The sequence below is a fragment of the Streptomyces uncialis genome (assembly GCF_001905345.1).
Taxonomy (GTDB): domain Bacteria; phylum Actinomycetota; class Actinomycetes; order Streptomycetales; family Streptomycetaceae; genus Streptomyces; species Streptomyces uncialis.
The window spans coordinates 1,082,140-1,103,637 of the sequence record NZ_LFBV01000001.1; the positions used below are offsets into that span (position 1 = coordinate 1,082,140).

The window sequence follows — 21,498 nt, forward strand, 5'->3', positions numbered from 1 at the left end:
CTACGCTGGAGAGTCGGTTCATCCCCCTGGCAGGAGCGAAATGGCAGTCAACCTCGTCAATGTCGAGTCCGTAGGCAAGGTGTACGGCACCCGTGCCCTGCTCGACGGGGTGTCGCTCGGCGTCTCCGAGGGCGACCGCATCGGTGTCGTGGGCCGGAACGGGGACGGGAAGACCACCCTGATCCGGATGCTCGCGAAGCTGGAGGACGCGGACACCGGCCGGGTCACCCACAGCGGCGGGCTGCGGCTCGGGGTCCTCACCCAGCACGACTCCCTCGACTCCACGGCCACCGTGCGGCACGAGGTGATCCGCGACATGGCCGACCACGAGTGGGCAGGTGACGCCAGGATCCGCGACGTCCTCACCGGACTCTTCGGCGGGCTGGACCTGCCCGGCTTCGAGCACGGACTCGACACGGTGATCGGTCCGCTGTCCGGCGGTGAGCGCCGCCGGATCGCGCTCGCCAAGCTCCTCATCGAGGACCAGGACCTCGTCGTCCTCGACGAGCCGACGAACCACCTCGACGTCGAGGGCATCGCCTGGCTCGCCGCCCATCTGCGCAACCGCCGCTCCGCGCTCGTCTGCGTGACCCACGACCGGTGGTTCCTGGACCAGGTCTGCACCCGCATGTGGGATGTGCAGAAGGGCACGGTCTACGAGTACGAGGGCGGCTACTCGGACTACGTCTTCGCGCGCGCCGAGCGGGAGCGCATCGCCGCGACCGAGGAGGTCAAGCGGCAGAACCTGGTCCGCAAGGAGCTGGCCTGGCTGCGGCGCGGCGCCCCCGCGCGCACGTCGAAGCCCCGGTTCCGGGTCGAGGCGGCCAATGAGCTGATCAAGGACGTACCGCCGCCCCGGGACACCTCCGAGCTGATGAAGTTCGCCAGCTCGCGGCTCGGCAAGACCGTGTTCGAGGTCGAGGACATCACCGTCACGGCCGGTCCCAAGACCCTCCTCCAGCATGTGACCTGGCAGCTCGGTCCCGGCGACCGGATCGGGCTCGTCGGGGTCAACGGCGCGGGCAAGACGTCCCTGCTGCGGGCGCTCGCGGACGCGCAGCGCAGCGGCGGCGAGACGCAGCCCGCCGCCGGGCGGGTCGTCGTGGGCCGCACCGTCAAGCTCGCGTACCTCTCCCAGGAGGTGTCCGAACTCGCCCCGCGGCTGCGGGTGCTGGAAGCGGTGCAGCAGGTACGGGAGCGGGTCGACCTGGGCAAGGGTCGGGAGATGACCGCCGGACAGCTCTGCGAGATGTTCGGCTTCGGCAAGGAGAAGCAGTGGACCCCCGTCGGGGACCTGTCCGGCGGTGAGCGGCGCCGGCTGCAACTGCTGCGGCTGCTGATGGACGAGCCGAACGTCCTGTTCCTCGACGAGCCCACGAACGACCTCGACATCGAGACGCTGAACCAGCTGGAGGACCTGCTGGACGGGTGGCCCGGGTCGATGATCGTGATCTCCCACGACCGGTTCTTCCTGGAGCGGACCACCGACCGGGTGTTCGCGCTGCTCGGCGACTCCACGCTGCGGATGCTGCCGCGGGGGATCGACGAGTACCTGGAGCGGCGGGAGCGGATGGCCGCGCGGGCCGTCGCGTCGGTGGCGCCGGTCGTCGCGGCGCCCGTCGCGAAGGGGCCGTCCTCGGCGGAGACGCGGGCCGCGAAGAAGGAACTCCAGCGGATCGAGCGGCAGCTGGACAAGCTGTCCGACCGGGAGACGGGGCTGCACGCGCGGATCGCGGAGAACGCGACGGACTTCGAGAAGGTGGCCTCGCTGGACGCGGAGCTGAGGGCGCTGGTCGCGGACCGGGACGAGCTGGAGCTTCGGTGGATGGAGCTGGCGGACGAGGCGTGATCCTTCGGGGGCCGCGTGGTGTGCTGCCTCCTGCTGTCGCCTCTTCGTCCGCGGGTCGCCTTCGCTTGCGCTTCCCAGGTCTGTCCGGCGGGACGCGCATTTTTCCTGTGCGGGTCGTCCTGGGTCTGTCCGGCTGGACGTACTCCGTTCCTGTGCCGTCGCTCGGTGGTTTCGCGCAGTTCCCCGCGCCCCTTTGGGGCGCGTCCGGCTTGTTCTTCGGGTCGGTGCCGGTCGGGATTCTCCGTCCTCGCTCCAACGCGCTCGGTACGACGTACCTGTGGTCCTACTGAAGAGCATCGGAGTCTGCGGGCAGAGATTCCCGCCCACCCCCTTCGGTAGCCGGGCGAGTCCGCGAGGAGGAGGGTGAAAAGCAACCCCAGGTGGGCGCCCCTTCAGGGGCGCGGGGAACTGCGCACCCCACGAACGGCCCGTACCGGGACACGTACGTCCAGCCGGACAGACCTGGGAAGCGCAAGCGAAGGCGACCTGCGGGGAACTGCGCACCCACGAACGGCCCGTACCGGGACACGCACGTCCAGCCGGACAGACCTGGGAAGCGCAAGCGAAGGCGACCTGTCAGGGTGGGTCGGGGGGACGGGAACAAGCCACTGTGATGCTGATCGCGGGGGCCCTTGGGGAGGGGGCGTGAAGGGGGCGTAACAGAGCTATCACAAGGGCGTCCGGCCTTGGGCACAGCACTCGGGCGCCCCGTAACCCCCTTGCCCCGTGGTGATAGAAAGGGCGACCGAGACCAGTTCGCGTACGCACCTTCCCGTACCCCGGGCGCCGAGAATCAGTGAAGAGGGGGAGCGCTGATGAGTCAGCCGCCCGATGACCGTACGCCCCGCGACGGGGACGGAGCACCGCAGGATTCCGGCCAGCCGGCCCACCCCCCGGGTCCGCCGTCCGGTGACGCCGACCCTTACGCGCAGTCCGGTCCGTACACCGCCCCGCAGTCCGGCCCGTACGCCCCGCAGGCGGGACCGTACGGCCAGTCGCAGCCGGGACCGTACAGCGCCCCGCAGCAGCCCGGCCCGTACGGCCCGCCGCAGCCGGGGCCGTACGGTCAGCCGGGCCCGTACGCGGCCCAGCCCGGCCCCTATGCCCCGCAACAGCCGTACGGCCAGGCTCCGTACGGGCAGCAGCCCGGCCAGGCGCCCTACGGGCAGCAGCCTTACGGGCAGCAGGGGTTCGGGCAGCAGGGGTTCGGGCAGCAGGGGTATCCCGGGGGGCCGCAGGGGTCCGGCGGGGCGGGGTCCGGGGGCGGGCGGGGGCCGTTCAAGGGGAGGCCCGCGATGGTGATCGCCGCGGCCGTCGCGGTCGTGCTCGTCGTGGGCGCCACCGTCTTCGCCCTGAACCGTGACGGTCAGGACGACAAGAAGGAGCAGGCCACCAAGGACCCCGTCGCGAGCGCCACGGCCGACCCGAAGCCCAGCGCCGACGCGTCCCCCTCCGTCGACCAGGGCGACGGCAGCGGTGACGGCGACGCGGCCGAGGAGGACCTGAACGCGGACCGCAAGCCCGGTGAGTCCAAGGTCCTCTGGTACAAGCAGGCACCGAAGGTCCCCGGCTCCGGCGGGGACGCCCCGGAGATGTGGGTCACCGGCACCACGGTCGCCAAGGCCGCGTACAAGCAGGTACTCGGCTTCGACGCGAAGAGCGGCGCGCCCGCGTGGGACCCGGTGGAGCTGCCGCAGGCGGTCTGCGCGGCGACCCCGCAGCCGACGCCCGGCCTGAAGGTCGTCGTCGCCTATATGAGCGGGGTCAGCGACCGCGCCAAGTGCAACCAGCTCCAGCAGATCGACCTGGCCACCGGCAAGAAGGGCTGGACCAAGAAGATCCCCGACGGCGATCTCTTCGACAGCACCATCGGCCTCGAACTCCACCTCGTCGGCGACACCCTGGTGGTGGGCCGCTCGATGTCCGGTGTCGCCTACCAGGCGAACACCGGCAAGGAACTCTTCACCGCGGACAAGTACGGGACCAACTGCTACCCGTCCGGCTTCACCAGCGGCAGCAAACTGCTCACGGTCGCCTCCTGCGGCGCGGGCGGCGAGAACCAGCACGAGCAGCTCAGGGAACTCGACCCCGCCACCGGCAAGGTCCGCTGGACGAAGAAGTTCCCGAAGAAGTGGCGCATCAGCCGGGTCTACTCCCTCGACCCGGTCGTGCTCTACCTCACCAACGACGACAAGAAGCAGTGGAACATCAGCACCCTGAGGAACGGCTCCGGTGAGGTCCGTTCGCAGGTCGCCATGGAGGAGGCGCCCGAACCCGACTGCGGTCTGGTCCTCGGCGGCGAAGCCCTCCAGAGCTGTGAAGGGGTCGCCACCGACGCCAACACCCTGTACCTGCCGTCCAAGGCGAAGAACGGCGTCAACGAACTCATCGCCGTCAACCTGAACACCGGCAAGGAGAAATGGCGCGCCAAGTCCACCGGCGCCCGCTCCGTGCTCCCGCTGCGGGTCGAGGACGGCAACGTCATCTCGTACGAGGAGCCCACGTACGACACGGGCGGTACCATCACCGCCACCCCGGTCGGCGGCGGGACCCCGAAGAAGCTCCTCCAGAACCCGGCGGGCGCCGCGGCGCTGGAGAACACCTTCTTCGCCAAGGAGATGGCCTGGGCCGGTGGCCGTTTCTACCTCTCCAGCACCCGGCTGACGAACACGAAGGCCGACTCGGAGCAGAAGCTGATGATGGCCTTCGGTCCCTGACGACCCCGGTCCCAGGCCGACGTCCGTCCGCCGTCCCCGTCCGTCCCGGACCCGGGCCCTTGTCCAGGTGCCCGGGTCCCCCGTGGCCCCACGCCGGGCTCCGAACCGTTTCCCCGAGGTAGACACGCCATGAGCCAGCCGCCCCAGCCCCCCGAGCCGCCCGCCGGCGAGCCCCCGTCGGACCGGGTCCCCGCCGACCAGGTCCCGCCCCAGGGTCCGCCCCCGGCACCCGCGGGCCCGCCGCCCGCCCAGCCGCCCGTCGGCTTCGGCAAGCAGCAGGACCCGCCGGGCGCCCAGCCCGGTGGTTTCGGTGCCCCGCAGGACCCGCCGCCCGGTGGTTTCGGTGCCCCGCAGGACCCGCCCCCCGGCGGCTTCGGTGCCCCGCAGACGCCCCCGCCGGGCGGTTACGGCGCCCCGCAGACGCCGACACCCGGTTACGGCGCCCCGCAGGGTCCGCCGCCCGGGTACGGCACGCCCCACGCGGCGCCGCCCGCCGGTGGTTACGGGGCCCCGCCCCAGCAGTCCGCCCCGGGGTACGGCTACCCCGGCGGCCCGCCCGGACAGCCGCCGCAGGCCCAGCCCCCGGGGTACGGCTATCCCGGCGCCCCGGGCCAGCAGTCCGCGCCCGGGTACGGCTACCCCGGTCCGCAGGGCCAGCAGCCCGGCGGCTACCCCGGCCAGCAGCAGCCGTACGCCCAGTACTCCGTCCCGACCGTCGCGATGCCTCCGCAGCAGCCCGGCGGCGGTCCGTCCCGCTCGCGCAACCCGATCGCGCTGATCATCGGCGCGGCGGTCCTCGTCATCGCGCTGATCGTCGGCGGCGGGATCGTCTACTCGTCCATGGGCAAGGACGACGACAGCAAGAACAGCTCCGCCGACGGCGGCAAGGACGGCAAGGACACCAAGGAGAAGGGCGGCGAGGGCACCGCGGGCGGGAACGACACCGGCGGCACGTCCGGCGGCGTCGCTCCCGAGGCCACCACGCCCCAGGAGAAGGCGCCCGCCAACACCAAGGCGAAGCCGCTGTTCCAGGTGCCCTCACCGGTCATCAAGGACGACAACACCACCCAGGTCGCCGGTTCCTGGCTGACCGACAAGGTGTACGCCAAGGCCGGGATCGGTGTGGTCGGCGGGTACGACCCGGCGACCGGCGCGGAGCTGTGGACGGCCAAGCTGACCGGCCCGGTGTGCGCGGCCTCGCGGCACGTCACCGCCGACAACCGGACCGCGCTGATCGCCCAGCCCGCGACGCCCACCAAGGCCAAGCCGTACCAGGGCTGCACCCAGGTCTCCATGCTCGACCTGACCACCGGCAAGCTGCTGTGGACCAAGACCGCGAAGTCCGGTGACCGGCTCGTCTCCTTCGACGAGGTCACCATCGGCGGCGGTACCGTCGCCGCGGGCGGTACGGCGGGCGGCGCGGCCTGGAGCGCCGCCGACGGCTCGTCCCTGTGGGAGCCGAAGCTGGGGGAGCCCTGCTACGACTCCGGCTACGCGGGCGGCAGCGCGCTGGTCGCGGTCCGCCGCTGCGGCGACCTCGACAACCGGCGCCTGGAGATCCAGAACCTCGACCCGAAGACCGGCAAGCCGCTGTCCACGTACAAGATGGCGACCGGTGTGGACTACGCGAGCGTCGTCTCCACCACACCGCTGGTCGTCGCCGCCGACATCGGTGACTCCGCCGGGGACGGCAGCGGGATCTCCGACTTCTTCGCGATCGACGAGAAGACCGGCAAGCTGCGCTCCAAGTTCACCGCCGAGGGCGACAAGTACGCGGCGAGGTGCGACGCGACGCGGGTCGAGCAGTGCAAGCTTCTCGCCGTCGGGGGCGACCGGCTGTATCTGCCGACCGAGGAGCACCCGGGCACCGCGGAGTTCAGCGACACCAACGAGATCGTCGCGTTCGACCTCGCCACCGGCAAGCTGGTGGGCGCCCGCGCCGACGCGGGCGACGGCTACACCATCAGCCCGATCCGGATGGACGGCACCAACGTCATCGCCTACAAGCGTCCGCCGTACGACAAGGGCGGTCAGGTCGTCAGCCTGGACGGCGCCACCCTGAAGGCGACGGTCCTGCTGGAGACCCCGTCGACGGAGTCCACCCGGGACATGGAGACCGCCTTCATGCCGGAGTACTCGGAGTACGACTACGGCGACGGCCGGCTCTTCATGAGCGAGATCTACGCGTCCAAGGCACTGAGCGACGGCGACAAGGAGTATCTGGCGGTCGCCTTCGGCACCGGCTGACCGGCACCCGCCGGCAGGCCCGCGTCCGCCGCGCCCCCGCCCCCTCACCGGCACCGTCCTCCGGGCTCCTTCCTCCGGTTGTACGGTCCCGTGCCGGGGACGGGGGCGCCGCCGTGTTCCCGCGCGGCGCGGGGGAGCGGCTCATCAGCGCGGGCGGGGGGCGCGTGGAAGCGCGCCCCGGCGGCCGGTGTGGGCAGGAGCGTTGCGGCGCGCCCCGGGGGATTCCCGGTCGTCGCACACTTTCCGGGCGTGACGCGTACGGATACGCCCCATCGGTCGGAAAGGTCGACGATTTCGGTATTCCGGTTGGCTTCTCTTCCGTAAGGGCAGCGGCCCGTCGAACAAGCGTGTAACTTCCGGGGGACGAGGGCAGGGCGTCCGGGTCTGTGGGGGGCCGGGCGGGAAAGTGGGGGGTGACACTATGGGTGTGCGGCTCATGGTGGTCGACGATCACAGGTTGCTGGCCGAGGCATTGGCCTCGGCCCTGAAATTGCGCGGGCACAGAGTGCTCGCGGCGGCGGCTCCGGCCGCGGGCGCCGCGGAGTTGGTGATCACACGCGCGCCCGAAGTCTGTCTGCTGGGTACGGCGACACCGGCGGAGCCGGGCGCGTTCGACCCGGTGGTACGGATCAAACGGGACCGTCCGCAGGTCGCGGTCGTGGTGCTCGGTCCGGTGCCGTCACCGCGGGGGATCGCCGCGGCGTTCGCCGCGGGGGCCTCCGGGTACGTACGGCACGACGAGCGGATCGAAGGAGTGGAGCGGGCCATCATGAAGGCCCGCGCGGGGGAGGCGGCGGTCGCCCCGCAACTGCTCCAGGGGGCGTTCGGGGAGTTGCTGAACCCCGCCGCCCAGCCCGACGACGAGGGGCAGCGGCTGTTGCAGATGCTGACGCCCCGTGAGGTCGAGGTACTGGTGCGGGTCGCGGACGGGGAGGACACGCGGCTGATCGCCGCGGGGATGGGTATCGCGCCCTCCACGGCGCGTACGCATGTGCAGCGGGTGCTGATGAAGCTGGGGGTGGGGTCGCGGCTGGAGGCTGCCGCGTTGGCCGCGCGTACGGGGCTGCTGGACCGGGCGGGGCCCGTTCCGCCGTCGCCCCTGCCGTCCTGAGGCCGCGCCCCTCGCCGGGCCTTTAGCGCCGCACCGGATTCCTTGCCGGTGCGGCGCTGTTGTGCGTTTCGCCTTCGCTTGCGCTTCTGGGTATGTCCGGGTGGGCGTACTTGTTCCTGTGCGGGGCGTTCGTGGGTGCGCAGTTCCCCGCGCCCCTGGTGGTGCCCTCTGACCGTCGTTGGTCGGCTGTGGGCGGCCCGGGCGTCCGTGGGGCTGTCCGGGTGGGCGGGCTTGTTCCTGTGCCGTCGCTCGGTGGGTGCGCGGTTCCCCGCGTCCCTGGGGGGTGCCCCGGTCCGTTGCTGGTCGGCTGGGTTGGGGCCGGGGTCCATTGACGGTGGGGGCGGGCTATGGTTTGTTGTGTTCGATTCTGTTGGAATCCTGGAGGTCTTGCGGGAACCGCCCCGTATCTGACGAGGAGCCCCGGAGTGAAGAAGACGTCGACCCGGCTGGCCGACGGCCGCGAGCTCATCTACTACGACATCCGCGACGACACGGTCCGCACCGCGGCCGACCCCCGCCCCCTGCCGCCCGTCGCCACCACCTCGGAGATCCGCCACGACCGCCTGCTCGGCGACGACGTGGCCATCGCCTCGCACCGGCAGGCCCGTACCTATCTGCCCCCGGCTGACGAGTGCCCCCTGTGCCCCTCCCGGGACGGCCGGCACACCGAGATCCCCGACTCCTCGTACGACGTCGCCGTGTTCGAGAACCGGTTCCCGTCCCTCGCGGGCGGCTCCGGCCGCTGCGAGGTCGTCTGCTTCACCGCCGACCACGACACGTCGTTCGCCGACCTCACCGAGGAGCACACCGCCCTCGTCCTCGACGCCTGGACCGACCGGACCGCGGAACTGTCCCATCTGCCGTCCGTGGAACAGGTCTACTGCTTCGAGAACCGGGGGGTGGAGATCGGCGTGACCCTCGGCCACCCCCACGGCCAGATCTACGCGTTCCCCTTCACCACCCCGCGCACCACACGGATGCTCGACTCCGTCGCCCGGCACCACACGGCCACCGGCCGCAACCTCTTCGACGACGTCCTCGCCGACGAGCTCGGCGACGGCACGCGGACCGTCCTGGAGACCGACGACTGGGCCGCGTTCGTCCCCTACGCCGCCCACTGGCCGTACGAGGTGCACCTCTACCCCAAGCGCCGCGTACCCGATCTGCTCGCCCTCGACGACGCCGCGCGGGCCGGGTTCCCGGCCGTGTACCTGGAACTGCTGCGCCGCTTCGACCGGATCTTCGGCCCCGGCGCGCCCCCCACCCCGTACATCTCCGCCTGGCACCAGGCGCCGTTCACCCGGCCCGCCGAACGCGCCGGGTTCGGGCTGCATCTGGAACTCTTCACCGTCCGGCGGACCCCCGGCAAGCTGAAGTTCCTCGCGGGTTCGGAATCCGGTATGAGCGTGTTCATCAACGACGTGCCGCCGGAGGACGCGGCGCGCAGACTGCGGGAGGTGGCGAGTTGACCAGCGGTACGTACCTGGTCACCGGGGGCGCCGGATACGTCGGCGGGGTCGTCGCGGCGCATCTGCTGGCGGCGGGCCACGCGGTGACCGTCCTCGACGACCTGTCGACGGGCTTCCGGGAGGGCGTCCCGCGCGGCGCCCGGTTCATCGAGGGCCGGGTCCAGGACGCGGCCCGCCACCTCGGCGGCGGTTACGACGCCGTACTGCACTTCGCCGCGTCCTCACAGGTCGCCGAGTCCGTCGCACGGCCCGAGAAGTACTGGGACAACAACGTCGGCGGCACGATGGCGCTGCTCGCCGCGATGCGCGGCGCGGGGGTGCGCAAGCTCGTCTTCTCCTCCACCGCCGCCACCTACGGCGAACCGTCGCGCACCCCCGTCCGGGAGACCGACCCGACGGCGCCCACCAGCCCGTACGGCGCGTCGAAGCTCGCCGTCGACCATATGATCGGCGGCGAGGCGGCGGCCCACGGCCTCGCGGCGGTGTCCCTGCGGTACTTCAACGTCGCGGGCGCCCACCGTGCGCCTGACGGCACCCTGTACGGGGAGCGGCACGACCCCGAGTCGCATCTGATCCCGCTCGTCCTCCAGGCAGCCCTCGGCCGGCGGGACGCCGTCCAGGTGTACGGCGACGACTACCCCACCCCCGACGGCACCTGCGTACGCGACTACATCCATGTCGCGGACCTCGCCGCCGCCCATCTCCTCGCGCTGACCGCCGCCGCCCCCGGCGAGCATCTGATCTGCAACCTCGGCAACGGCAACGGCTTCTCCGTGCGGGAGGTCGTCGCCGCGGTCCGCGAGGTCACCGGTCTGCCCGTGCCCGAGAGCCCCGCTCCCCGCCGCCCCGGGGACCCCGCCGTCCTCGTCGCCTCCGCCGCCACCGCCCGTGACCGGCTCGGCTGGCGGCCCGCCCGCGCCGCCCTCACCGACATCGTCGCGGACGCCTGGGCGTTCGCCCGCCGGGACGGCGCGTGAACGCCCCCGCGAGCCGTACGGGAGGACCCCGCCCCCTGGAACCGGAGCCCACGGACCTGGACGGTGCCGCGCGGACCGTGGCCCGGGACTTCACCGCGCTGTACGGGGCCCCGCCCGAAGGGGTGTGGGCGGCGCCCGGCCGGGTCAACCTCATCGGTGAGTACACCGACTTCAACGAGGGCTTCGTGATGCCGCTCGCCCTGCCGCACACCGTCGTCGCCGCGGTGCGCAGGCGCACCGACGGCGTACTGCGGCTGCACTCGGCGGACATCCCCGGCCCGGTGGCCGAACTGGACGCCACCGCGCTGGAACCCCGCTCCGGCGGCGGCTGGGCCGCCTACCCGGCGGGCGTCCTGTGGGCCCTGGCCCGCGCCGGGCACACCGCCGTCCTCGGCGGCGCCGACCTCCATCTCGCCTCGACCGTCCCCACCGGCGCCGGACTCTCGTCCTCCGCCGCCCTGGAGGTCGTCACCGCCGTCGCCCTGGACGAACTCCACGGCCTCGGGCTCGACCGCCCCGCGCTCGCCCGCTGCGCCCAGCGCGCCGAGAACGACTTCGTCGGCGTGCCCTGCGGGATCATGGACCAGATGGCGTCGGCGGTTTGCGTCCCCGGCCACGCCCTCCACCTCGACTGCCGCGACCTGACCGTCCGGCAGATCCCCTTCGACCTCACCGCCCACGGCCTCACCCTGCTCGTCGTCGACACCCGGGTCCAGCACGCCCTCGGCGACGGGGCGTACGCCGAACGGCGCGCGGGGTGCGAGGAGGGCGCGCGCCAGCTCGGCGTGCCCCATCTGCGCGACCTTCCGTACCACGCGCTCCCGCACGCTCTCGCGCGCCTCGACGACGAGCGCCTGCGCCGCTATGTACGGCATGTGGTGTCCGACGACCACCGGGTCGCACGGGTCGTCGCCCTGCTGGCCTCCGGTACCCACGGGGACCTCCGCGCGATCGGCCCCGTCCTCACCGAAGGGCACGCGTCCCTGCGGGACGACCTGCGCATCTCCTGCCCGGAACTGGACCTCGTCGTCAGCGCGGCCACCGCGGCGGGCGCGCTCGGGGCGCGGATGACCGGCGGCGGCTTCGGCGGCTCCGCCGTCGTCCTGACGCAGGCCGCGGACGCGGAGCGGATCGCCGCGGCGGTGCACGACGCCTTCGCCGACGCCGCGTTCACGGCGCCCCGGGTGTTCGGGGCGCGGCCGTCGGCCGGTGCCCGGCGCCTCAGACCAGCGTCTTGACCAGGGTGTACTCGGTGATGCCCGGCGGATAGTCGGGCAGGGCGCATATGACCTCGTACCCGTACCGGCGGTAGAAGTCCGGCGCCTGGAAGTCCCAGGTCCACACCCGCGAACGGGCACAGCCGTGCTCCTCGCGGGCCCGCCGCTCGGTGTCCGCGAGCAGCCGCGAACCGAGCCCCGTGCCGCGGTGACGCTCGTCCACCCACAGCAGATTCACATGCAGCCAGCCGCCCCAGGCATGCGCGTCGCAGCCCCCCGCCAGCTCGTCGTCCTCGCCGAACGCCCAGACCTGCACGGGTATCTCCCGGTCCGCGACGGTCTCCCGCAGCGCCCGGAGCGCCGGCGACGCCCTCGTATTGGTGTCCCTCAGCCGGGAACGCAGCAGACCAACCCGGCGTTTGTCGACTTCTGTCTCCATACGAAACATACGACTCACCCTAAACGGCGGGTCCGAACAGTTCTGCAATTCGGCTTCCGCCGCTGCCCAGCGGCCTTACTCTGAGGGGCAGCGCCGGTGGGGGCCGGTGTGGATCAGGGGGCGAGACATTCGGGTACGGCACCCGTAGTGGGGGTAGCAGTCCGAGCACGGCGGCGGCCGTGCGGCTGCGGCGGCCCGTCCCCGGACCTCCCTGGTCCGGGAATCCACGCAGGGCGCTGTGTCCGCTCAGGTCGTCCCCCAAAGGGGGTTTCAGTGGTTCGTATCCGTGTCCTGGTCGTCGACGACCACCGCATCTTCGCCGAGTCGCTCGCGGCGGCACTCGCCGCCGAGCCCGACGTCGACGTGTCGGCCGCAGGCAGTGGCCCGGCGGCCCTGCGCTGCCTGGACCGCGCGGCGGCCGACGGCCGCAGGTTCGACGTCCTGCTCGCCGACGCCGATCTGGGCGGCGCGCCGCTGGGCGTGCTGCCCGGCGCGCGGCCCGCCGTCGCCGTCGCCTCCGAGCACGGGGGCGACGGCGTCGTCGACGGCATCTCGCTCGTCTCCGCGGTACGGCAGTCGCAGCCGTCCGTGCGGACGGTGGTGCTCGCCGAGAAGGACGACCCGAGGCGGGCGGCACTCGCCCTCCAGGCGGGGGCGTCCGGGTGGGTGGCCAAGGACTGCTCGCTGTCGCGGCTGCTCACCGTGATCCGGGGGGTGCTGCGGGACGAGACGCATCTCCCGCCGGCGCTGCTCACCGGGGTGCTGCGGGAGCTGACCGCGGCGCGCAAGCACCGGACGGAGAGCGAGCGGCTCGTGGAGTCGCTCACCCCGCGCGAGCGGGAGGTGCTGCGCTGCATGGTCGCGGGGCTGGGGCGCAAGGCGGTCGCCGAGCGGTTGTTCCTCTCCCCGCATACCGTGCGGACGCATATGCAGAACGTGCTCGGGAAGCTGGGCGTCCACTCCACGCTGGCCGCGGTGGCGCTGGCCCGGCGGGCGGGGGTGGGCCCGGTCGACCTGGAGGCCGCGTCGTAGTCCTTGCCGCACGCTTCGCCTTCGCTTGCGCCTCTGAGGTCTGTCCGGCTGGGCGCACTTGTCCCGGTGCGGGTCGGACGGGGGTGCGCAGTTCCCCGCGCCCCTTCGGGGCGCTCCCGGTCGGTTCTTCGGGTCGGTGCCGGTCGGGATTCTCCGTCCTCGCTCCAACGCGCTCGGTCGGACGTTCCTGTGGTCGGACTGAAGAGCATCGGAGTCTGCGGGCAGAGATTCCCGCCCACCCCCTCCCGCAGCAGCGCGAGTCCGCGAGGAGGGGGGTTGAACCCCGCCCCGGCCTGATGACAGCCCGCAGACGGACGGCAGCCCCAGGGGGCGCCCCCAAAGGGGCGCGGGGAACTGCGCAAAAGACGAGGACCGACCCACACCCGGCGAGCGACCGTAATGGGGCAGCATCCAGGGGCGCGGGGAACTGCGCACCCCACGAGCGACCCGCACCGGGACAAGTACGCCCAGCACAGGAAACCTCGGAAGCGCAAGCGAAGGCGGTCAGCCGGGGATGTTGTCGAACGGTGCCGTGAGCTGCCTGAGCAGCGCGGCCAGCGCGCCCCGCTGCGCCGAGGACAGCTCGGAGAGGATGGCCCGCTCCTGGTCCAGGAGCCCGGCCAGCGCCTGGTCCGCCCGGTCCCGCCCCTCCGGCGTGAGCCGCACCAGCACACCGCGCCGGTCCGTGGGATCGGGCAACCGCTCGACCAGGCCCTTCTTCGCCAGCCGGTCGATCCGGTTCGTCATCGTCCCCGAGGTGACCAGTGTCTGGGTCAGCAACTGACCCGGTGAGAGCTGATACGGCGCTCCTGCCCGCCGCAGCGAGGTCAGGACGTCGAACTCCCAGGGCTCCAGCTGGTGCTCGGAGAACGCGAGCCGGCGCGCGCGGTCGAGATGCCGCGCCAGCCTGCTGACCCGACTGAGCACCTCAAGGGGCTCCACGTCGAGGTCAGGGCGCTCCCGGCGCCATGCCGCGACCAGCCGATCGACCTCGTCCTCCATGGCGATCAGTGTAGTAGGTCTGTCGATGTGAAGTCTCTTGATGTCAAGATAGATGGTGGGGGTGGAGGACGGTCCTCCGCTCCGGGAGGAGACCGCCGTGCCCGCAGCCGTACCCGTCTGGGACCCGCACCAGTACCTGCGCCACGCCGATCACCGCGGGCGCGCCTTCGCCGACCTGCTGGCCCGTGTCCCCGAGCCGCCCGCGGGCCGCCCGCCCCGGATCGCGGACCTCGGATGCGGACCCGGCAACGTCACCACGCTGCTCGCCCGGCGCTGGCCCACCGCGCGGATCACCGGCTACGACAACTCCACCGACATGCTGGACCGGGCCCGGCCGCTCGCCGGACCCACCGGGGGCGGGGGGCACCTCGGCTTCGCGTACGCCGACGCGGCGACCTGGGACCCGGACCCCGCGGAGCCGTACGACGTGATCATCAGCAACGCGCTGCTCCAGTGGGTCCCCGGACACCTCGACCGGTTCGCCGACTGGGTCGCGGGGCTCGCCCCCGGGGGGACCTTCGCGTTCCAGGTGCCCGGGAACTTCGGCGCGCCGAGCCACACACTCCTGCGGGAGGTCGCCGAGGGGGCGCGGTGGCGGGAGCGGCTGGACGGGGTGCTGCGGCACGACGAGGCCGTACGGGAGCCCGCGGAGTACCTGGACGCGCTCGCCTCGCTGGGGTGCGAGACGGATGTGTGGGAGAGCACGTATCTGCATGTGCTGCACGGGGACGATCCCGTGCTCGACTGGGTCAAGGGGACGGGGCTGAGGCCCGTGCTGACCGCGCTCGCGGACGACCCGGAGGGCCGGGAGGCGTTCCTGGACGAGTACCGCGCGGCCCTGCGGACCGCGTACCCCACCGGCCCCCACGGCACGGTCCTCCCCTTCCGCAGAATCTTCGCCACCGCCCACAAGCCGTAGCCCGATCACCCCGCACCGGGGCAAGCGGGCTCAGGTGCGGGAACCTGGCCCCCGCCGGACGCGACCCGCAGGGGCACAGCAACATCCAGGACCGCGCCCGAAGGGGCGCGGGGAACTGCGCACCCCCGAACCGCCCGCACCGGGGCAAGCGGGCTCAGGTGAGAGAACCCGGCCCCCGCCGGACGGCGACCCGCACCGGGGCAAGCGGGCCCAGGTGAGAGAACCCGCCCCCCGCCGGACGGCGACCCGCACCGGGGCAAGCGGGCCCAGCTGAGAGAACCCGCCCCCCGCCGGACGGCGACCCGCACGGGGACAGGTGCGCCCAGGTGGAAGAACCCGATGCACCCCGCACGGGGACAGGTGCGGGACGCCAAGGGGGTGGACCCACGGACCCCGTCAGGACCCCGTCAGGACTTCCTTCGGCCTATCAGGCCCGGACGCGGCTCCAGCCCGTCCAACCCGTGCCACGCCAGATTCACCAGATGCGCCGCCACCTCGGACTTCTTCGGCTTGCGCACGTCCAGCCACCACTGGCCCGTCAGCGCGACCATCCCCACCAGCGCCTGCGCGTACAGCGGCGCCAGCTTCGGGTCGAACCCCCGGCTCTTGAACTCGCCCGCCAGGATGTCCTCGACCTGTGTCGCGATGTCCGAGATCAACGACGCGAACGAACCCGTCGACTGCGCGACCGGTGAGTCCCGCACCAGGATGCGGAACCCGTCGGTGTACTCCTCGATGTAGTCGAGCAGCGCGAACGCGGCCTGTTCGAGCAGTTCCCGCGGATGCCCCGCGGTCAGCGAACCCGTCACCCCGTCCAGCAGCCGCCGCATCTCACGGTCGACCACCACCGCGTACAGCCCCTCCTTGCCGCCGAAGTGCTCGTACACCACCGGCTTGGACACCCCGGCCTTCGCCGCGATCTCCTCCACCGACGTGCCCTCGAACCCCTTCGCCGCGAACAGGGTGCGACCGATCTCCAGCAACTGCTGGCGGCGCTCGGCACCGGTCATCCGGGTACGGCGCGTGCGCCGCGGCTTCTCGCTGCTCGATGTGCTGGAGTCGGTCGCCACGTCGTCCATCATGCCGGGTCGGTGGCTTCTTGCCTGCGCCGGGAGTCGATCCGTGACGCGGACGGCCACCGCACGTCGTACGCCCAGCCCAGCATCTCGAACCAGCGGATGAACCGCGCGGACGAGTCGACCTGCCCCCGCATCACCCCGTGCCGCGCCGAGGTCGGGTCCGCGTGGTGCAGGTTGTGCCAGGACTCGCCGCACGACAGCACCGCCAGCCACCACACATTGCCCGACCGGTCCCGCGACTTGAACGGCCGCTTGCCGACCGCGTGGCAGATCGAGTTGATCGACCAGGTCACATGGTGCAGCAGCCCCACCCGTACCAGGGAGCCCCAGAAGAACGCCGTGAACGCGCCCCACCACGACATCGTGGCCAGCCCGCCGATCAGCGGGGGCAGCGCCAGCGACACCACCGTGAACGGGATGAACATCCGCGAGATCCGCCGGATGGCCGGGTCCTTCACCAGGTCAGGGGCGTACTTCTCCTGCGGGGTCCGCTCCTCGTCGAACATCCATCCGATGTGCGCCCACCACAGGCCCTTCATCAGCGCCGGGACCGTCTCACCGAACCGCCACGGCGAGTGCGGGTCGCCCTCCGCGTCGGAGAACTTGTGGTGCTTGCGGTGATCGGCCACCCAGCGCACCAGCGGCCCCTCCACCGCCAGCGAACCCATGACCGCCAGCGCGATGCGCAGCGGACGCCTCGCCTTGAACGAACCGTGCGTGAAGTACCGGTGGAAACCGATCGTGATGCCGTGACAGCCCAGGAAGTAGAAGAAGACGAGCAGCCCCACGTCCAGCCAGCTCACCCCCCAGCCCCAGGCCAGCGGGACGGCGACGGCGAGCGCCAGGAACGGGACCACGATGAACAGCATCAGCGCCAGCTGCTCGACCGAGCCCTTCTTCTCCCCTCCCAGCGTCGCTGGCGGAATCGGCTGATCAGGCTGTTCCGGCGCCTCCTGGGCGTCGTCCAGCACATCGGAGCGGGTGGTCATGGGGAGTCCTCTGGGGATCGAGGGTCACGAGCGGAGGCACGTACGGCCACGGCACCCTACGGTCCCGTAACCTACGGCATCGTAAGTATGGCAGTGCGGCGGCCCCCGGCAAGAGGCCCTTGGACCGCGCGTCCACCCGGACACCTATCCTGGACACGGTCGGACAGCGTCGTCCGCTCTGTGTTCGCCCCGGGCCCCCGAGCGGCGCCAGCAGCCGCACCTACCCCCGGGTTCCCCTCCAGAAGCGCCTCAACACTGCAAGGAGCCGCACCTGTGAGCAGTGCCGACGACCGCACCACGACCACGAGCGCCGAACTGCGCGCCGACATCCGCCGACTGGGTGACCTCCTCGGCGAGACCCTGGTCCGCCAGGAGGGTCCCGAGCTCCTCGAACTCGTCGAACGCGTCCGCAGCCTCACCCGCGAGGACGGCGAAGCAGCCGCCGCCCTCCTCGGCGGCACGGAACTGGAGACCGCGGCGAAGCTCGTCCGCGCCTTCTCCACCTACTTCCACCTCGCGAACGTCACCGAGCAGGTCCACCGCGGCCGCGAACTGCGCGCCAGGCGCGCCGCCGAGGGCAGCCTCCTCGCCCGCACCGCCGACCGCCTCAAGGACGCCGACCCCGACCACCTCCGCGACACCGTCAAGAACCTCAACGTCCGGCCGGTCTTCACCGCCCACCCCACCGAGGCCGCCCGGCGCAGCGTCCTCAACAAGCTCCGCCGGATCGCCACCCTGCTCGAAACCCCCGTCATCGAGGCGGACCGCCGCCGCCACGACACCCGCCTCGCCGAGAACATCGACCTCGTCTGGCAGACCGACGAACTCCGCGTCGTGCGCCCCGAACCCGCCGACGAGGCCCGCAACGCCATCTACTACCTCGACGAACTCCACGCCGGAGCCGTCGGCGATGTCCTGGAGGACCTCACCGCCGAACTCGAACGGGTCGGCGTCAGGCTCCCCGACGACAGCCGCCCCCTCACCTTCGGCACCTGGATCGGCGGCGACCGCGACGGCAACCCCAACGTCACCCCCCAGGTCACCTGGGACGTCCTGATCCTCCAGCACGAACACGGCATCAACGACGCCCTCGACCTCGTCGACGAACTCCGCGGCTTCCTCTCCAACTCCATCCGCTACACCGGAGCCACCGAGGAACTCCTCACCTCCCTCCAGGCCGACCTCGAACGCCTCCCCGAGATCAGCCCCCGCTACAAGCGGCTCAACGCCGAGGAGCCCTACCGGCTCAAGGCCACCTGCATCCGCCAGAAGCTGGAGAACACCAAGACCCGCCTCGCCGCGGGCACCCCCCACGAGAACGGCCGCGACTACCTCGGCACCGCCGAACTCCTGCGCGACCTCACCCTCGTCCAGACCTCGCTGCGCGAACACCGCGGCGCCCTCATCGCCGACGGCCGGATGAACCGCACCATCCGCACCCTCGCCGCCTTCGGCCTGCAACTCGCCACCATGGACGTCCGCGAACACGCCGACGCCCACCACCACGCCCTCGGCCAGCTCTTCGACCGGCTCGGCGAGGAATCCTGGCGCTACGCCGACATGCCCCGCGAGTACCGCACCAAGCTCCTCGCCAAGGAACTCCGCTCCCGGCGCCCGCTGGCCCCCACCCCCGCGCCCCTCGACGCCGCCGGACACAAGACCCTCGGCGTCTTCGAAACCGTCAGGCGCGCCCTGGAGGTCTTCGGACCCGAGGTCATCGAGTCCTACATCATCTCCATGTGCCAGGGCGCCGACGACGTGTTCGCCGCGACCGTCCTCGCCCGGGAGGCCGGACTCCTCGACCTCCACGCGGGCTGGGCCAAGATCGGCATCGTCCCCCTGCTGGAGACCACCGACGAACTCCGCGCCGCCGACATCATCCTCGACGGCATGCTCGCCGACCCCTCCTACCGCCGCCTCGTCGCCCTGCGCGGCGACGTCCAGGAGGTCATGCTCGGCTACTCCGACTCCTCCAAGTTCGGCGGCATCACCACCAGCCAGTGGGAGATCCACCGCGCCCAGCGACGGCTGCGCGACGTCGCCCACCGCTACGGTGTCCGGCTGCGCCTCTTCCACGGCCGCGGCGGCACCGTCGGCCGCGGCGGCGGCCCCTCCCACGACGCGATCCTGTCCCAGCCCTGGGGCACCCTCGAAGGCGAGATCAAGGTCACCGAACAGGGCGAGGTCATCTCCGACAAGTACCTCGTCCCCTCCCTCGCCCGCGAGAACCTCGAACTGACCGTCGCCGCGACCCTCCAGGCATCCGCCCTGCACACCGCGCCCCGCCAGTCCTCCGAATCCCTCGCCCGCTGGGACGCCGCCATGGACGTCGTCTCCGACGCCGCCCACGGTGCCTACCGCGCCCTCGTCGAGGACCCCGACCTCCCGTCGTACTTCTTCGCCGCCACCCCCGTCGACCAGCTCGCCGACCTCCACCTCGGCTCCCGCCCGTCCCGCCGCCCCGACTCCGGCGCCGGACTCGACGGACTGCGCGCCATCCCCTGGGTCTTCGGCTGGACCCAGTCCCGCCAGATCGTCCCCGGCTGGTACGGCGTCGGCTCAGGACTCAAGGCCCTGCGCGAAGCGGGACTCGACACCGTCCTCGCCGAGATGCACGAACACTGGCACTTCTTCCGCAACTTCGTGTCCAACGTCGAGATGACCCTCGCCAAGACCGACCTGCGGATCGCCCGCCACTACGTCGACACCCTCGTCCCCGACCACCTCAAGCACGTCTTCACCGCCATCGAGGCCGAACACGCCCTCACCTGCCGTGAGGTCATGACCATCACCGGCGGCGAACGCCTCCTCGACACCCACCCCGTGCTCCAGCAGACCTTCGCCATCCGCGACGCCTACCTCGACCCCATCTCCTACCTCCAGGTCTCCCTCCTCGCCCGCCAGCGCGCCGCCGCCGAACGCGGGGAGGACCCGGACCCCCTGCTCGCCCGAGCCCTCCTGCTCACCGTCAACGGCGTCGCCGCCGGACTGCGCAACACCGGCTGACCACCGGGACGGGTGCCGGCCACCACCCGGCCGGAACCCCGAGCGGGTGCCGGCCTCACACCGGCCGAAACCAAAGGCGGGTGCCGGCCCTCACGGCCGGCACCCGCCCCGCATCCCCTACACCGTGACGACGGCCGCCGCCAGCAACAACAACCCCGCGGCGGCCGTCGCCCATGCCGTACGCCACAACCGCACACCCCCCGCCAGCACCACCGCCGCCAGCAACAACGCACCACCCAGCGGCACCCACGACCGCACCAGCCCCGGCATCCCCGCCCGGACCACCTCGTCCGTGTCCGGCTTCACCACCACCGCCAACCGGTCCCCGGCACCCGCCCCCACCGACTGGTCCAGCACCACCCGCTCCCGCGCCCGCGCCCCCGGCGACAACGGCGTGAACGCCCCCACGCACTCCTCACCACCACACCGCGACACCGTCATCTCGCCCCGCTCACGACCCTTCGTGAACAGCACATGCTGCGCCGACCCCCACGACCCCCACACCCCGGCCACCAGCAGCACCAGCGCCACCAGCCCCATCGCCGCCCGCCCCAGCCACGTCAGCACGGCACGACCGGAACCGCGGGAGGAACCGGAGGGACTTCTGTGACCCGAGGGGGCGCGCGCAGACATGGCCGCGATCCTTGGCCATCGCCCCACACCCGGTCAACCGATCCCAGCGACATGTCACAAGATGTACGAGCGCCCTGTGACGAGCACCACCCTCACCCGTTGTACGTGCCCTGCGCCCGCTCCAGCCCCTCCGCCAGCAGACACTCCACCGCGTCCGCCGCCCGGTCCACGAAGAAGTCCAGCTCCTTGCGCTCCACCGACGAGAAGTCCTTCAGCACGAAATCCGCCACCTGCATACGCCCCGGCGGACGCCCGATCCCGAACCGCACCCGGTGATAGTCCGGGCCCATCGCCTTCGTCATCGACTTCAGCCCGTTGTGCCCGTTGTCCCCGCCGCCCAGCTTCAGCCGCAGCACCCCGTAGTCGATGTCCAGCTCGTCATGGACCGCCACGATGTTCGCCGTCGGCACCTTGTAGAAGTCCCGCAGCGCCGTCACCGGACCCCCCGACACATTCATGAACGACATCGGCTTCGCCAGCACCACCCGGCGGCTCCCCGGACCCGGCGGACCCACCCGCCCCTCCAGCACCTGCGCCTGGCCCTTCGCCGACCGCTTGAAACTCCCCCCGATCCGCGCCGCCAGCAGATCCGCCACCATGAACCCCACGTTGTGCCGGTTCATCGCATACCCCGGCCCGGGATTCCCCAGCCCCACCACCAGCCACGGCGCACCCACATCAGCCGACATACCGCCGAACCTCCACCCTCACCGGGAACCACTCACGACAACGACCGACGACGACCGACAGCAGTCGGCAACGACCGGCAACGACAAAACAGCCGCCGCCCGGCAGGGCGGCGGCTGTCAGAA

At 72.0% G+C, this 21,498-nt stretch carries 16 protein-coding genes; 10 read left to right on the top strand and 6 right to left on the bottom strand.

Features of this window, described 5'->3' with window-relative positions; genetic code table 11:
- The first annotated feature begins 40 nt into the window (after window positions 1-40).
- The 7 genes from AB852_RS04680 (at window position 41) to galK (ending at window position 11,608) form a co-directional block, all read left to right on the top strand.
- The gene (locus AB852_RS04680) at window positions 41-1,849 is read left to right on the top strand and encodes an ABC-F family ATP-binding cassette domain-containing protein (RefSeq protein WP_073783776.1); all 1,809 of its coding nucleotides are present in this window, start codon (window positions 41-43) and stop codon (window positions 1,847-1,849) included.
- An 815-nt stretch (window positions 1,850-2,664) separates the two neighbouring features.
- On the top strand, window positions 2,665-4,566 hold the full coding sequence (locus AB852_RS04690) for an outer membrane protein assembly factor BamB family protein (protein WP_073783780.1): 1,902 nt from the start codon (window positions 2,665-2,667) through the stop codon (window positions 4,564-4,566).
- 129 nt (window positions 4,567-4,695) lie between these two features.
- On the top strand, window positions 4,696-6,813 hold the full coding sequence (locus AB852_RS04695; RefSeq protein WP_073783782.1) for an outer membrane protein assembly factor BamB family protein: 2,118 nt from the start codon (window positions 4,696-4,698) through the stop codon (window positions 6,811-6,813).
- Between the two features lie 421 nt (window positions 6,814-7,234).
- Window positions 7,235-7,924, top strand: a complete 690-nt coding sequence (locus AB852_RS04700) for a helix-turn-helix transcriptional regulator (RefSeq protein ID WP_073783785.1) — start codon at window positions 7,235-7,237, stop codon at window positions 7,922-7,924.
- Between the two features lie 425 nt (window positions 7,925-8,349).
- Window positions 8,350-9,393, top strand: coding sequence for a galactose-1-phosphate uridylyltransferase (gene galT, locus AB852_RS04705; RefSeq protein WP_073783787.1), 1,044 nt, complete (start codon window positions 8,350-8,352; stop codon window positions 9,391-9,393).
- The gene (galE, locus tag AB852_RS04710; RefSeq protein ID WP_073783790.1) at window positions 9,390-10,370 is read left to right on the top strand and encodes a UDP-glucose 4-epimerase GalE; all 981 of its coding nucleotides are present in this window, start codon (window positions 9,390-9,392) and stop codon (window positions 10,368-10,370) included. The genes galT and galE overlap by 4 nt, the downstream gene beginning before the upstream one ends.
- Window positions 10,371-10,405: 35 nt before the next feature.
- Complete coding sequence (gene galK / locus AB852_RS04715) at window positions 10,406-11,608, top strand: galactokinase (RefSeq protein WP_079184406.1); 1,203 nt, start codon at window positions 10,406-10,408, stop codon at window positions 11,606-11,608.
- Here the strand turns inward: galK and AB852_RS04720 are convergent.
- Complete coding sequence (locus AB852_RS04720) at window positions 11,592-12,035, bottom strand: GNAT family N-acetyltransferase (RefSeq protein ID WP_073783792.1); 444 nt, start codon at window positions 12,033-12,035, stop codon at window positions 11,592-11,594. The genes galK and AB852_RS04720 overlap by 17 nt on opposite strands.
- A gap of 264 nt (window positions 12,036-12,299) precedes the next feature.
- On the opposite strand from AB852_RS04720, the gene AB852_RS04725 reads away from it, so the two are divergent.
- Complete coding sequence (locus AB852_RS04725; protein ID WP_073783794.1) at window positions 12,300-13,058, top strand: LuxR C-terminal-related transcriptional regulator; 759 nt, start codon at window positions 12,300-12,302, stop codon at window positions 13,056-13,058.
- A gap of 504 nt (window positions 13,059-13,562) precedes the next feature.
- On the opposite strand, the gene AB852_RS04730 is transcribed toward AB852_RS04725, so the two are convergent.
- On the bottom strand, window positions 13,563-14,060 hold the full coding sequence (locus tag AB852_RS04730; RefSeq protein WP_073783796.1) for a MarR family winged helix-turn-helix transcriptional regulator: 498 nt from the start codon (window positions 14,058-14,060) through the stop codon (window positions 13,563-13,565).
- 97 nt (window positions 14,061-14,157) lie between these two features.
- On the opposite strand from AB852_RS04730, the gene AB852_RS04735 reads away from it, so the two are divergent.
- Entirely contained in the window at window positions 14,158-14,979 is an 822-nt protein-coding gene (locus AB852_RS04735) for a trans-aconitate 2-methyltransferase (RefSeq protein ID WP_073785423.1), read from the top strand.
- A 407-nt stretch (window positions 14,980-15,386) separates the two neighbouring features.
- Here the strand turns inward: AB852_RS04735 and AB852_RS04740 are convergent, their stop codons facing one another.
- Window positions 15,387-16,061, bottom strand: a complete 675-nt coding sequence (locus AB852_RS04740) for a TetR/AcrR family transcriptional regulator (RefSeq protein ID WP_073783798.1) — start codon at window positions 16,059-16,061, stop codon at window positions 15,387-15,389.
- On the bottom strand, window positions 16,058-17,047 hold the full coding sequence (locus AB852_RS04745) for an acyl-CoA desaturase (protein ID WP_073783800.1): 990 nt from the start codon (window positions 17,045-17,047) through the stop codon (window positions 16,058-16,060). Before AB852_RS04745 ends, AB852_RS04740 begins: the two co-directional genes overlap by 4 nt.
- A gap of 273 nt (window positions 17,048-17,320) precedes the next feature.
- On the opposite strand from AB852_RS04745, the gene ppc reads away from it, so the two are divergent.
- Window positions 17,321-20,053 (top strand): phosphoenolpyruvate carboxylase, encoded by a 2,733-nt coding sequence (ppc, locus tag AB852_RS04750; protein ID WP_073783802.1) that lies wholly within the window; start codon window positions 17,321-17,323, stop codon window positions 20,051-20,053.
- A 117-nt stretch (window positions 20,054-20,170) separates the two neighbouring features.
- Here the strand turns inward: ppc and AB852_RS04755 are convergent, their stop codons facing one another.
- Both AB852_RS04755 and pth read right to left on the bottom strand, forming a co-directional pair.
- A complete protein-coding gene (locus AB852_RS04755) occupies window positions 20,171-20,686 on the bottom strand; it encodes a hypothetical protein (protein ID WP_073783804.1) in 516 nt (171 codons plus the stop codon).
- Between the two features lie 92 nt (window positions 20,687-20,778).
- Window positions 20,779-21,375 carry an aminoacyl-tRNA hydrolase gene (gene pth, locus AB852_RS04760; RefSeq protein WP_073783806.1) on the bottom strand — a complete coding sequence of 199 codons (597 nt, stop codon included), beginning with the start codon at window positions 21,373-21,375 and terminating at the stop codon, window positions 20,779-20,781.
- Window positions 21,376-21,498: the final 123 nt, after the last annotated feature.

Bases quoted from the DNA above. Each gene is read 5' to 3' on its own strand.
- AB852_RS04680 (WP_073783776.1), top strand. From the start codon at position 41: ATGGCAGTCAACCTCGTCAATGTCGAGTCCGTAGGCAAGGTGTACGGC.
- AB852_RS04690 (WP_073783780.1), top strand. From the start codon at position 2,665: ATGAGTCAGCCGCCCGATGACCGTACGCCCCGCGACGGGGACGGAGCA.
- AB852_RS04695 (WP_073783782.1), top strand. From the start codon at position 4,696: ATGAGCCAGCCGCCCCAGCCCCCCGAGCCGCCCGCCGGCGAGCCCCCG.
- AB852_RS04700 (WP_073783785.1), top strand. From the start codon at position 7,235: ATGGGTGTGCGGCTCATGGTGGTCGACGATCACAGGTTGCTGGCCGAG.
- AB852_RS04720 (WP_073783792.1), bottom strand. From the start codon at position 12,035: ATGTTTCGTATGGAGACAGAAGTCGACAAACGCCGGGTTGGTCTGCTG.
- AB852_RS04730 (WP_073783796.1), bottom strand. From the start codon at position 14,060: ATGGAGGACGAGGTCGATCGGCTGGTCGCGGCATGGCGCCGGGAGCGC.
- AB852_RS04740 (WP_073783798.1), bottom strand. From the start codon at position 16,061: ATGATGGACGACGTGGCGACCGACTCCAGCACATCGAGCAGCGAGAAG.
- AB852_RS04745 (WP_073783800.1), bottom strand. From the start codon at position 17,047: ATGACCACCCGCTCCGATGTGCTGGACGACGCCCAGGAGGCGCCGGAA.
- AB852_RS04755 (WP_073783804.1), bottom strand. From the start codon at position 20,686: ATGTCTGCGCGCGCCCCCTCGGGTCACAGAAGTCCCTCCGGTTCCTCC.
- pth (WP_073783806.1), bottom strand. From the start codon at position 21,375: ATGTCGGCTGATGTGGGTGCGCCGTGGCTGGTGGTGGGGCTGGGGAAT.